Source organism: Halomonas sp. YLGW01, from assembly GCF_014840935.1.
In the GTDB taxonomy this organism is placed as follows: domain Bacteria; phylum Pseudomonadota; class Gammaproteobacteria; order Pseudomonadales; family Halomonadaceae; genus Onishia.
The window spans coordinates 2,203,437-2,216,336 of sequence record NZ_CP062005.1 but is presented as its reverse complement, the minus strand read 5'-3'; the positions used below and the strand labels follow the sequence as shown (position 1 = coordinate 2,216,336).

10 protein-coding genes and 1 tRNA gene are annotated in these 12,900 nt (G+C 63.2%); 4 read left to right on the top strand and 7 right to left on the bottom strand.

Annotated features, from left to right (window positions below):
- Position 1: 1 nt before the first annotated feature.
- The 7 genes from putP to IEJ03_RS10220 all read right to left on the bottom strand — a co-directional run bounded on the left by putP (position 2) and on the right by IEJ03_RS10220 (position 8,728).
- The gene (gene putP, locus IEJ03_RS10250; protein WP_192034764.1) at positions 2-1,480 is read right to left on the bottom strand and encodes a sodium/proline symporter PutP; all 1,479 of its coding nucleotides are present in this window, start codon (positions 1,478-1,480) and stop codon (positions 2-4) included.
- Between the two features lie 139 nt (positions 1,481-1,619).
- Positions 1,620-4,811 carry a bifunctional proline dehydrogenase/L-glutamate gamma-semialdehyde dehydrogenase PutA gene (gene putA / locus IEJ03_RS10245; protein ID WP_192034763.1) on the bottom strand — a complete coding sequence of 1,064 codons (3,192 nt, stop codon included), beginning with the start codon at positions 4,809-4,811 and terminating at the stop codon, positions 1,620-1,622.
- Positions 4,812-5,075: 264 nt separating this feature from the next.
- Positions 5,076-5,876, bottom strand: a complete 801-nt coding sequence (locus IEJ03_RS10240) for an AraC family transcriptional regulator (protein ID WP_192034762.1) — start codon at positions 5,874-5,876, stop codon at positions 5,076-5,078.
- A gap of 74 nt (positions 5,877-5,950) precedes the next feature.
- Positions 5,951-6,325, bottom strand: coding sequence for a hypothetical protein (locus tag IEJ03_RS10235; protein WP_192034761.1), 375 nt, complete (start codon positions 6,323-6,325; stop codon positions 5,951-5,953).
- Between the two features lie 50 nt (positions 6,326-6,375).
- Positions 6,376-6,449, bottom strand: a tRNA-Gly gene (locus tag IEJ03_RS10230).
- Positions 6,450-6,786: 337 nt separating this feature from the next.
- The gene (locus IEJ03_RS10225; protein ID WP_192034760.1) at positions 6,787-7,200 is read right to left on the bottom strand and encodes a CBS domain-containing protein; all 414 of its coding nucleotides are present in this window, start codon (positions 7,198-7,200) and stop codon (positions 6,787-6,789) included.
- Between the two features lie 58 nt (positions 7,201-7,258).
- The gene (locus IEJ03_RS10220; RefSeq protein ID WP_192034759.1) at positions 7,259-8,728 is read right to left on the bottom strand and encodes a dihydrolipoyl dehydrogenase; all 1,470 of its coding nucleotides are present in this window, start codon (positions 8,726-8,728) and stop codon (positions 7,259-7,261) included.
- A gap of 325 nt (positions 8,729-9,053) precedes the next feature.
- On the opposite strand from IEJ03_RS10220, the gene IEJ03_RS10215 reads away from it, so the two are divergent.
- The 4 genes from IEJ03_RS10215 to IEJ03_RS10200 all read left to right on the top strand — a co-directional run bounded on the left by IEJ03_RS10215 (position 9,054) and on the right by IEJ03_RS10200 (position 12,900).
- Entirely contained in the window at positions 9,054-9,344 is a 291-nt protein-coding gene (locus IEJ03_RS10215; protein WP_242457934.1) for a hypothetical protein, read from the top strand.
- A 494-nt stretch (positions 9,345-9,838) separates the two neighbouring features.
- Positions 9,839-10,927, top strand: a complete 1,089-nt coding sequence (locus tag IEJ03_RS10210) for an ABC transporter ATP-binding protein (protein WP_192034758.1) — start codon at positions 9,839-9,841, stop codon at positions 10,925-10,927.
- A 1-nt stretch (position 10,928) separates the two neighbouring features.
- The gene (locus tag IEJ03_RS10205) at positions 10,929-12,029 is read left to right on the top strand and encodes an ABC transporter ATP-binding protein (protein WP_192034757.1); all 1,101 of its coding nucleotides are present in this window, start codon (positions 10,929-10,931) and stop codon (positions 12,027-12,029) included.
- Positions 12,022-12,900, top strand: coding sequence for a sugar ABC transporter permease (locus tag IEJ03_RS10200; RefSeq protein WP_192034756.1), 879 nt, complete (start codon positions 12,022-12,024; stop codon positions 12,898-12,900). Before IEJ03_RS10205 ends, IEJ03_RS10200 begins: the two co-directional genes overlap by 8 nt.

Genomic DNA, 12,900 nt, shown 5'->3' with positions numbered 1-12,900 from the left:
CTTACTCTTCCTTCATGGAGTCGAACTCTTCGGTGATCTCGTACGTCGGCTCGCCGGTGGCCAGAGAGACCACGACGATGGCGATGTAGGCGAAGATCACGCCCGGCACGATCTCGTAGAGGTCGAAGATGCCGCCGGACGCCTGGGCCCAGGCCACCACGGTGACGCCACCGACCACGATGCCGGCCAGGGCGCCCCAGGTGTTCATGCGACGCCAGAACAGGGCCATGATCAGCGCCGGACCGAAGGCCGCACCGAAGCCTGCCCAGGCGTAGGACACCAGGCCGAGTACGGTGGAGTCCGGATTCAGGGCCAGCAGGTAGGCGATGGCGGCGATGCCGATGACCGCGAAGCGACCCACCCAGACCAGTTCGCTCTGCGAGGCGTTCTTGCGCAGCATGGCCTTGTAGAAGTCATCGGTCAGGGCGGAGGACGACACCAGCAGCTGGGAGTCGGCGGTGGACATCACGGCTGCCAGAATCGCCGCCAGCAGCACGCCGGCGATGACCGGGTGGAAGATGGCGTTGACCATGACCATGAAGATGGTCTCGCCGTCACCCAGATCGCGAGCCATGTAGACGGTGCCCAGCAGGCCGACGCCCATGGCGCACAGCAGGCAGAGGGCGGACCAGGACACGGCGATGCGGCGGGCGGCCGGGATGTCGTTCGGGCTGCGGATGGCGGCGAAGCGCGCGAGGATGTGCGGCTGGCCGAAGTAACCGAGGCCCCAGGCCATGGAGCTGACGATGCCGATAGCGGTCAGGGTCTCGCCGTTGGAAGCATCGGTGAACCACTTCAGCATGTCGCCGTTCTCGGCGAGGATCTGGGCGCTGCTGCCGCTGAAGCCGCCAAGCTCGGACAGGGCGATCACCGGCACGATCAGCAGGGCCGCGGCCATCATCAGGCCCTGGATCAGGTCGGTCCAGGAGACCGCCAGGAAGCCACCGAAGAAGGTGTAGGAGATGATCGCCAGGGTGCCGACCGTCACCGCGAAGGTGTAGTCGAAGCCGAAGACGGTCTCGAACAGCTTGCCGCCGGCGACCAGGCCTGAGCTCGTGTAGAACATGAAGAACATCAGGATGAAGATCGCCGAGACCACCCGCAGCAGCTGGGTGTTGTCGCGGAAGCGGTTGGCGAAGAACTCCGGCAGGGTCAGGGCGTCGCCAGACTTGAAGCTGTAGACGCGCAGGCGACGGGCCACGATCAGCCAGTTCAACCAGGTGCCGATGAGCAGGCCGATACCGATCCAGCCGGCCGACAGGCCGCTGACGTAGGCCGCCCCGGGCAGGCCGAGCAGCAGCCAGCCGGACATGTCGGAGGCACCGGCCGAGATGGCCGAGGTCCAGGGACCCAGGGAGCGACCGCCGAGGATATAGTCGGAAAGGTTGGTTGTGCGCTTGTAGGCGATAACACCGATGCCGAGCATCACCACCAGGTAGAGCGCGAAGGTAAAGCCGATGGTCAGGTTGTTTTCAACCATGTTGAGTCGTCCTTCTGCAGTTATTGTTGTCAAACGCCGAAAGGGCCCTGCGTTGTCGCTGACAGACTAGCAAGGCCTTTTCGTACGCACCCGCCGGACGGGGCATGGTTGCCCCGTCCTGCAGGCTGCTCGGCCCGGGTTATTCGTCTCCCATCGCGAGCAGCGACGCGTTGCCGCCGAGCGCGGCCGTATTGATGGTCAGCGTCTTCTCTGTGGCGAAGCGCAACAGATAGTTCGGACCACCCGCCTTGGGGCCGGTACCCGACAGACCCTGACCACCGAAGGGCTGGACGCCGACGACGGCGCCAATGATATTACGATTTACGTATACATTGCCTACCCGAATTTTCTGCGCGATCTCCTCGGCGAAGGATTCATTGCGGCTGTGCACGCCGAAGGTCAGGCCATAGCGACGGTCGTTGATGGACTGAACGACCTTGTCGATCTCGCTGGCCTTGTAGCGAACGATGTGCAGGATCGGGCCGAACTGTTCCCTCTCCAGGGCGTCGATGCCATCGATCTCGAAGGCCACCGGGGCGACGAAGGTGCCTTCGGCGGTGTGCGCCGGGTCGAGACGGGTCTCGGCGACCAGACGGCCCTCGCCCTTGAGCTTCTCGATGTGCGCCATCAGGCCCTTGCGGGCATCCTCGTCGATCACCGGGCCCACGTCGGTGCCCAGGTTGCGCGGATCGCCCACGTGCAGCTCATCCATGGCGCCCTTGAGGATCTCGATGACCCGGTCGGCGACGTCTTCCTGGAGGTAGAGCACGCGCAGAGCGGAGCAGCGCTGGCCGGCACTCTGGAAGGCGGATTGCACGACGTCGGCGACGACCTGCTCGGGCAGGGCGGTGGAGTCGACGATCATGGCGTTCATGCCGCCGGTCTCGGCGATCAGCGTCGGCAGGGCGGCGCCTTCGCGAGCCGCCAGGGCACGGTTGATGATCTGAGCGGTGTCGGTGCCGCCGGTGAAGACCACGCCGGTGATGCGCGGGTCGCCGCTGAGCACGCTGCCCACGGTGGGGCCGTCGCCGGGCAGCAGCTGAACCACGTCACGCGGCATGCCGGCCTCATGAAGCAGCTCGATGACGCGGTTGGCCGCCAGCGAGGTCTGCTCGGCGGGCTTGGCCAGTACCGGGTTGCCCGCAACGGCCGCCGCGACGACCTGACCGCAGAAGATGGCGATCGGGAAGTTCCAGGGGCTGATGGCGGCGAACACGCCCTTGCCGGACAGCATCAGCTCGTTGGACTCACCGGTCGGCCCCGGCAGGGTAGTGGCGCCACCGAACAGCTCTTCGGCACGGGTCGCGTAGTAGCGGCAGAAGTCCACCGCCTCGCGGATCTCGTCGACGCCGTCGGTCAGCAGCTTGCCGCCTTCGCGAGAGCACAGGGTCATCAGCTCGGCGAGGTTCTCTTCCATCAGGTCGCCCAGGCGACGGATGATGGCGGCACGCTCGGCGACCGGGGTGCTTTCCCAGCGCGGGAAGGCGGCCCAGGCGGCATCCACGGCCTTGGAGGCCTGATCCTTGCTGGTCCACTGCACGCTGCCGACCTTGACCTTGCGGTCGAACGGGCACAGGACCTCATGGCGCGCGCTGCTGTCATCGGCGACATCGAAGGCCAGGAGCGGCTTGGCGTGGTACGCCTTATCCATGAATTTGGCCATCTCGTCCATGAGGGGCTGGTACTGGCTATTGATGTTCAAGTTCACTCCCTTCGAGTTCACGCGGTTGGGGCCGTAGATGTCCTTGGGCAAAGGAATCCGGTTATTGGCATAGGTCTTGTACTGCTTGAGCGTCTCCACCGGGTGCACGCAAAGCGATTCCACCGGCACGCGCGGGTCCACCAGCTGGTGCACGAAGGAGGAGTTGGCGCCGTTTTCCAGCAGGCGACGCACCAGGTACGGCAGCAGGTCCTTGTGGGCGCCTACCGGCGCGTAGATGCGGCAGTAGGTGCCTTGCGGGGCACGCTTGAGGGCGGCGTCGTAGAGGGCTTCGCCCATGCCGTGCAGACGCTGGAACTCGAAGGGGCGACTGGACTCGTTGGCCAGCTCCAGGATGGTGCTGATGGTGTGCGCGTTATGGGTCGCGAACTGCGGGAAGATGCGCCCGCGAGTGTTCTCCGACAGCAGGAAGCTGGCGCAGACCAGGTAGGCCACATCGGTGCTGGCCTTGCGGGTGTAGACCGGATAGCCATCGACGCCGATCTGTTGGCATTCCTTGACCTCGGTGTCCCAGTAGGCGCCCTTGACCAGGCGCATCGGGATCTCGTCGCCCTGCTCATCCGCCAGGCGGTTGAGGTAATGCAGCACCGGCAGCGCCCGCTTGGAATAGGCCTGCACGACCAGCCCGAAGTGGCCCCAGCCCTTGCAGGTGTCGCTCTCATAGACCGCGCGGAAGACTTCCAGCGACAGCTCCAGGCGATCGACCTCCTCGGCGTCGATGGTCATGGCGACATCGCGCTCGCGAGCCATGGCGGCCAGCTCGCGCACGGTGCCGACCAGCTCTTCGAGAACCTGCTCGCGGCGACCGAACTCATAGCGGGGATGCAGCGCCGAGAGCTTGATGGAGATCGACGGGGAGGGGGTCTTGGACGACAGCGACTTGCTGGTCTTGCCGACGCTCTTGATGGCGTTGGCATAGGAATCGAAATAGCGCTTGGCGTCGGCGCGGGTGCGGGCCGCTTCGCCGAGCATGTCGTAGGAGTAGGTGTAGCCCTTGTCGAACAGCGGCTTGGAGCGCTTGAGCGCCTCCTCGATGTCGCGGCCGAGCACGAACTGCTTGCCCATGATCTTCATCGCTTCGTACATGGCGCGGCGAATCACCGGCTCACCCATGCGGTTGACGAGCTTGTTGATGAAGTGGGCGGGCCGACCTTCCTTGGGCTTGTCCAGATTGATGACACGGCCGGTCATCAGCAGGCCCCAGGTCGATGCATTGACGAACCAGGACTCGCTCTTGCCGACGTGGGCCTTCCAGTCAGCAGGCCCCAGCTTGTCTTCGATCAGGGCGTCGGCCGTTTCCTTGTCGGGGATGCGCAGCATGGCCTCGGCGAGGCACATCAGCATCAGGCCCTCGTTGGTATCGAGGCTGTATTGCTGGAGGAGTTCATCGATGGAGTCGACGGCCGTGTCCATTTCCCGGACTTCGCGCACCAGCTCGGCCGCCTGATTGGCGGTCCGCTTGAAGTCGGCTTCGTCGGCGGACAGGAAGTCGACGAGTTCACCCACGAAGGTTTCTTCATCGACGACATAATGGTCGCTGATGCGGGCAAACAGCGTATCCAGGTCCTGCTTCCAAGTGGTGCTATCCAGCATGTTGTTAGCATTAAGCATTATGACTACCCCATGACAATGCGTGACCGAGCGAGATGGCTGACAAGCGTCAGGTGTCCTGCAGGAACAGCAGGCGCCCGGCTGGTGAAGCGTGGCCCAGGAAACGATGGGGCAGGCGCAGACTGCCCGTGAGCGTTTCTTGATTGAGTGAATGTAGTGCTGCAGCCGGCCGGCGTCTTGCGAATTCCCCGGCTTGATTTGTCAAAAAGCGGGGAGCGTGGCCTGCCGGTGTCGCCACCTAGACTTTTGTCTAATCCCCGCTAACTAGCCGTCGCTAGTCAGGATGGTAGGGGGTGTTGGCCGGCGCAAGGCGCTGGGAGGGTGGCCGAAGCTGCGGCGGAAGGCATGCGATAGGGCGCTTTGGGAAGAAAAGCCTGTTTGATCAGCAATTTCTGATAATGGCAGACGCGTTGAAAGCAGCAGATGTCGGGCGGCACGTAGGCGTCTGGTGAGCAGATACTGGTAGGGGGTGATGCCTGTTTGCCGACGGAAGCAGTCATTGAAATGGGCTTCGCTCAGGCAGGCCTGGCGCGCCAGGTGAGCCACGTTGAGCCGTTGCGACAGGTGTCGCTGGATGTAGCGATCCAGGGCATCGAGGTCGATGCGTTTAAGGCCGCTCGAGTGCTGTCGTGAGGGTTGCATGCGCACGTTCAGGCAGGACAGAAACGTGCTCGCCAGCATGTCCTGGTGCATCAGGGGTTGCGGCGCCCCCTCTTGCAGGCGTGCAAGTTCCTGGACCAGGAAATCGAGGTAGCGAGTCAGGGCCTCGTCTAGCGAGAAGAAGAGGGGGGCATCGAACAGCCGGGACAGTTCCTGCTGCGCGCCTGCCAGGGGGAAGGAAGTGGGCGGCAGGTTCAGGATGAGGTGGCGATTGTCGCCTACCCCTTCGTAATAATGCACATGGCTCGCTGGCACGATACAGCCCGAGAGCGGGGCAATGGAGCCTCCCAGGCCCTCGATCTCGAACTCGGCATGACCATCAACCCCGATCACGATCTGATGATGATCGTGATCATGGTGCTTGGTGGTGGTATCGAGCGGGACCAGATGTATCGCGCTGGGCATCGCTTTGGCTCTCCCGGCACATGAAGCCTGTCAGGCGAACATTGTACCCGGATGTAAGGTGAAAGATAGCAACCTTACCTGTGCTCTTCTTGCGTCTCGCGCAGCGCAGTGCGCGAGGCGAGGTGGTCCCGCAGGGCCTTTAGATCTTCACGGCCGCGGCGGGAAAACAGCGACCCGCCCTGAGCGGCCTGCCAGGGGCGACCGTGTTCGTCCATTAGATGCTGAGCTCGTCGGCGGACGCCCTCGAGGAAGTCATCATGGCGTACTGGATAGCCGATGACGGTATGCCACTCCGCTTCACTGAGAGTACCGGCCAGCGCCTTGTCAAACAGTGTTAGCAGGTCATGGGCGCCGGTGCGATAGCGGGGCGTGCGGGTCAGCATCATGACACCGACCATGCCGCCGATGACCAGAAAGCACACGGCAAAGATCAGCAGGAAGATGGCCATGCAGGCGACTCACTGACGAAGGAAAGGCGGGATCGGGAAGAGATCGAAGATGGAGCGGGTGAAGGGAATCGAACCCTCGTCTTAAGCTTGGGAAGCTTCTGCTCTACCATTGAGCTACACCCGCTGATCGAAAGGTTACTGTAACCAATGCGTTAGATAGCGTCTAGCCTCCACGACCAGAAATGATCGTCGGGCAGTTTTTTTCGGCTGCCAGGGAGAATTCTCGCGTGTGCGCGGTCATAGTGGTTGAGTACCTATTCCTTGGCGATAGCAGTCGCAATGAGGCGTACGTACTCTGGTTTCGATCTTGACCGCCATGTGCCCGCACATGGCGTTTTTTTTGCCTGGAGGTCGGGCAGCGGACTTGTCGGGTGGTGTGAGCCGCCAAACGACGTTGCCCCCTCGCCGTCAGTTCGGCGAAGGGGCAACGTCGAGTCATGGCAGGGGGTGAACGATGTGAGTCAGTGGCGCCCGCCGCGCATCTGCAGGATGGCGCTCAGGATGTCGCGGCGGGTGACGATGCCCACCAGACGTTCCTGCTCCACCACCGGGTAGACCTTGGGCTTGGTGCCGAGCATCTCCTGGGCGAGGTCGGTGATGCTCTTGGCCGGCGTCACCGACAGCACCTCGTGACGCATCAGTTCCCTGACCAGCGGCGGCTCATCGTTGAGGTAGGCGCTCTCGAGCAGCTTGCCGAGGACGTCCTGTTCCGAGATGAAACCGATCAGGTGATCCCGGTCGTCGACCACCGGCACGCCGGGCAGGCGGTGTAACGCCAGGCCCTTGACCAGGTTGGTGACCGAGGTATTGCCGGTCACCCGGTAGCAATCGCGGGACATGATGTCGCGCACGATGTTGGGAGCAGTGTGAGCCATCGTCAGTCTCCTTGCGTCAAGCGCCGTGACCCATTACTTCGTTTGGCACCGGGTGGGGTCAGTCGCCCGGTCCGCATTCCATGCAGCGCTCGACGATCCGAGAGCCGAGCTTGAGATTGGCGTTCAGGTCGCGAAGGGCGGTTCGCAAGCCTTCCTCGATGACCGGGTGATAGAACGGCATCTCCAGCATCTGGCCAACCGTCATGCGCTGCTGCTGTGCCCAGGCCAGCAGGTGGGCCAGGTGCTCGGCGCGAGGGCCGAAGATCTCGGCGCCCAGGAAGAGCCCGCTGCCCTGTTCGGCATAGACCCGCATCAGCCCCTTGTTGACCCGCATCACCCTCGAGCGTCCCTGGCCCTCGAACCACACCTCGCCGCTGGCTAGGCAGTCACATCCGCCATAACGCCTCTCCAGTTCAGCATAGCTGAGGCCTACCGTTGCCATCTGCGGATCGCTAAACACCACCGCCAACGGTGTGCGGCGCTGGCCGGCGCGCATTTCCGGGTAGCGTCCGGCATTGTCGCCTGCGATGCGGCCCTCGTCGCTGGCTTCGTGCAGCAGGGGGAGGTCCTGGTCGGCGTCACCGGCGATGAAGATATGGCTGGGGCCTCCGTCGGCATTACGACACTGCAGGGTGAAACTGTTGTAGGTCGGCACGCCGCGCTCGTTGAGGGTCAGGCCGGCATTCTCGATCGAGAGCCGATCGACGTTGGGGCGCCGTCCGGTGGCGGCCAGCAGGTAGTCGAAGTGCTCGGTCAGCCGCTCACCGCTGTCCCGCTCGAGGAAGGTCACGACCACGCTGTCCCCGTCGCGTTCGATGCGCTCGACCCGGGCATCGGGGTCGACGTAGAACTCCTGATTGAAGGTGCTATCCGCCATCTGGCGCACCGCCGTGTCCTGAAGCGGGCCAAGGGCGCCACCGACGCCGAATACCCGCAGGCGCACGCCGAGACGATGCAGGGCCTGGCCGAGCTCGAGACCGATGACGCCGGGGCCGAACACCGCCACCGATTCCGGCAGGGTGTCCCATTCGAAGACGTCGTCGTTGATGATCAGGCGATCGCCGGCGGCCTCGAAGTCGCCGGGGTAGCTGGGCCGGGACCCGCTGGCGATGACGATCCGCTTGGCGCGGACGCGGGTGTGGTCATCGACCAGCAGCGTATGGGCATCTTCGAAGCGGGCATAGCCGCGCAGCCGGTCCGCGTCGGGAATCCGCTCGACCGACTCCAGGACGAAGCCCACGAAGCGGTCCCGTTCACGCTTGACGCGATCCATCACGGCGGCGCCATCGACCTCGATGTCGCCCTTGACGCGGATGCCGAAGGCATCGGTGTCGGCGGCCTGATGCGCGGCCTCGGCCGCCGCAATCAGGAGCTTCGAGGGCATGCAACCCACCCGGGCACAGGTGGTGCCGTAGGGGCCGCCTTCGATCATGACCACGGCGTCGGTGTGCTGCTTGGCGGCGCGGTAGGCGCCGAGACCGGCGGTTCCGGCACCGATGATGGCGACATCGACCTGACGTTCTTGCATGGCTGGTATCCTTGTAGGGTGGATGAAGCCGGCGGCGGAGCCCTGAGCCGACCCTCTCGCGCCTGTGCTTGAGGGTGTGACCAGGGAGGCTGCCGGCCGCAAAACGCCAATGAGTATCCGGGGTCGTCGGCAAGAGGGGAATTTAATTGATTTTAACTTTTCGATAGCCTTCGCTGATGAAACGCCCGCTGTCGGTCCGGGTCTGCCGGGTAGGAGCATTCGATTCGGCCGTCGCCACATCCAATGTCACCATTTCCGGCGACCGTCATTCTCAGCGTCCGCCCTTTACCGCACCGGTCCTTCACAGCAACACAGGAGAAACCCCATGGATGCACGTCAATATCTCGCCAAGAAAGGCATCGAGCTGGACAAGGAAGAAGAGAAGCCGCACACCCTCGAGGAGCTGGCCTGGTCCCGAGCGCTCGAGGCGGGACAGCATCGCCCGCGCAGCGGCACACCGCATGATTGGGAAGACTGGTCGCGTTATCACGAGTCTCTGGCCGAGGGCGCCGAGCAGCTCGAACAGAAGATTGATCCCCGGGCGCATGGCGATGCGTTGGCGGCCCAGGGCAAGAAAGGCGCCGAAGATGACGCCACCGACGACGGGAAGCGCTAGCTCTCTCTCTGTCCCGATCGGCGTCTGTTTTCCCCTTGCGTCCTCCAGTCCCCCCGCCTTACTCCTTCCCTGTCGATTGTCGGGTCATGGCGATCGGCGGTGCTGACACGGTGCCGCCGGATCTTCGCTAATGGCGCCTCTGCGTGATCGAAAACGAAAGCTAGCTTTCACACCCCTTTTTGCCGCCACCTATCAAGCATTCTGCTGATTTTACTGGCTTTATAGACCAAGGTATAAGTCGGAAAGGCTCGGAATGCATTGTCGCCCGGCCCCCTCTGCACTAGTCTGAGCCCTGAAACGAACATCATGTGATGTTCGTTTGTTTGTAAGTGAACATCATGTGACGCTGACGCGAACCTGGTGTTCTGACTCGCTCCCTACAACAATTAAACAGGAGCTCACCTGGTGTTGATTCTCACCCCACTCCCATACCGCGTGACGCCTGGTTACCTGACGTCCCGTGCCGTCTCATCCTTGCTGCCCGCGAGAACGCCATGTCCCTGATCCTCGAGAACATCGACCACGTGGTCAACGGCGCCACCCATATCGATGGCGTGAATATGGAGCTGGCCCCGGGGTCGTTCAATGTGCTGCTGGGCCGCACCCTGGCCGGCAAGACGACGCTGATGCGCTTGATGGCCGGGCTGGAGGTGCCAACCCGTGGGCGCGTCATGATGGATGGTCGCGACGTGACCGGCGTCTCGGTTCGGCGCCGCAACGTCTCGATGGTGTACCAGCAGTTCATCAACTATCCGGCGCTGAGCGTATACGAAAACATCGCCTCGCCACTCAGGCTGGCCAAGGTCGCCGGCGCCGACATCGATCGTCGCGTGCGTGAGACCGCCGAGATGCTGCGCATCGATCATCTACTGGAGCGCTTCCCGCTGGAGCTGTCCGGCGGCCAGCAACAGCGCACCGCCATGGGGCGGGCACTGGTCAAGGAAGCCGATGTCATCCTCTTCGATGAGCCGCTGGTGAACCTGGATTACAAGCTGCGCGAGGAGCTGCGTGACGAGCTGCGTACCCTGTTCAGCGAGCGCCATTGCATCGCGGTCTATGCCACCACCGAGCCCGGCGAGGCCTTGGCCCTTGGCGGCAACACCGCCGTATTGCATGAGGGACGACTGCTGCAGTACGGGCCCACCGAGGAGGTGTATCACCGCCCGAAGGATATTCTCGCCGCCGAGATGTTCTCGGAGCCGCCGATCAATGTCGTCGACGGCAGCATCGCCGGCAACGAGGTGCAGCTCGAGGGCGGCATCCGCTTCCCCCTCAATGATGACCTCCGCCCGCTGGGCGCGGGGGATTACCGATTCGGTATTCGTGCCTCGCACATCGCCTTGAGCCCACAGACCGCGGACGATCTGGCGCTGGAGATGCGCGTCGATCTGGCCGAGCTCAGCGGCTCGGAAACCTTCCTGCACGTACATAACGCGCAGTTTCAGATGACGGTGCTGCTGGAAGGCGTGCACGAGTACGATCCCGACGACCCTGTCACCCTCTACGTGCCCACGCACAAGGTCTATGCCTTCGATCGGCTGGGCGGCGTGGTACACATTCCGGCGCACCTGGGAGGCCTATAAGATGGCGGAAATTACCCTGCGGCAGCTTGCCCATTCCTATCTGCCGTCGCCGTCCGCGCCAGAAGACTATGCGATTCGCGAGATGGATCACGTCTGGCATCAGGGCGGCGCCTACGCCTTGCTGGGGCCATCGGGCTGCGGCAAGTCGACCCTGCTCAACATCATCTCCGGGCTGCTGGAACCCTCCAGTGGCGAGGTGCTGTTCGATGGCGAGCGGGTCAATTCGCTACCTCCCGAGCAGCGCAACATCGCTCAGGTTTTTCAGTTCCCCGTGGTGTACGACACCATGACGGTCTTCGACAACCTGGCCTTCCCGCTGCGCAACGCCGGCATGAGTGAAGCGCAGATCCGCGAGAAGGTACTCGAGGTAGCCGAGGTGCTGGAGCTGACCCCCCAGCTCAAGCGCAAGGCCAAGAACCTGACCGCCGATGAGAAGCAGAAGGTCTCCATGGGCCGTGGCCTGGTGCGGGAAGATGTCTCGGCGATTCTGTTCGATGAGCCGCTGACCGTGATCGACCCGCAGCTCAAGTGGAAGCTGCGCCGCAAGCTCAAGGAGATCCACCGGCGTTTCAACATCACCATGGTCTATGTGACGCACGATCAGCTGGAGGCCTCGACCTTCGCCGACAAGATCGCGGTCATGTATGAGGGGCAGGTGGTGCAGTTCGGCACGCCCCGCGAACTCTATGAACGCCCGGCCCATACCTTCGTGGGCTATTTCATCGGCAGCCCCGGCATGAACCTGCTCGACGTCTCGGTACGCCAAGGTCAGGTACACAGCGGCGAGGTGGTGATCCCGGTCGCGCCCCAGGTGCGGGATCTCATCGCCCGCAGCTCCTCGGATAACGTCCGCCTCGGCATCCGTCCCGATTTCGTGGAGGTCTTCGAGACGCCCGAGGAGGATTCGCTTCCGGTCGAGGTCGTGAATGCCCAGGACCTGGGCACCTACTCGATTCTGACCCTCGCGCTTGGGGAGATCACCCTCAAGGCGCGCATCAACGAGGATCAGGTCACGCCCCAGGGCAAGGCCCATGTCCGCTTCCCCCCGGCGCGTCTGGGCGTCTATATCGACGAATACCGCGTGGAGACCGATCATGAATAAGGTCTATGACAACAAGGCCTGGCTGCTGATCCTGCCGATGCTGGCGCTGGTCGCCTTTTCGGCGATCATCCCGTTGATGACCGTCGTCAACTACTCGGTGCAGGATGTCTTCGATGCCAATACCCGCTTCTTCACCGGCACGGAATGGTTCGCGCAGATGCTCAATGATCCGACCCTGCAGTCGGCGTTGCTGCGCCAGTTCGCCTTCTCGCTGACGGTGCTCGCCATTCAGGTGCCGCTGGGCATTGGCATCGCGCTGCTGATGCCCAAGAAGGGCTGGCAGGCCTCGGCGGTGCTGATCCTGGTGACGTTGCCACTGCTGATTCCCTGGAACGTGGTGGGCAGCATCTGGCAGATCTTCACCCGTGGCGACATCGGTCTGATGGGCTGGAGCCTGCGCGAGCTGGGCTACGAGTACAACATCACCCGCAGTGCCGTGGACGCCTGGGGCACCATCATCATCATGGATGTCTGGCACTGGACGCCGCTGATCGCGCTGCTGTGTTACAGCGGCCTGCGCTCCATTCCCGAGGCCTATTACCAGGCGGCGCGCATCGACCGAGCATCAAAATGGTCGGTATTCCGCTTCATCCAGCTGCCCAAGCTGACCAACGTGCTGGTGATCGGGGTACTGCTACGCTTCATGCATTCGTTCATGATCTACGCGGAGCCCTTCGTGCTGACCGGTGGCGGGCCAGGCAGCTCGACCACCTTCCTCAGCCAGTCGTTGACCACCATGGCGATCGGTCAACAGGATCTCGGCCCCTCCGCCGCCTTCTCGCTGATCTACTTCCTAATCATCCTGCTGGTCAGCTGGGTGTTCTATACGGCGATCATGAACATGCAGAAAGACAAAGAGGAGGGCGCCTGA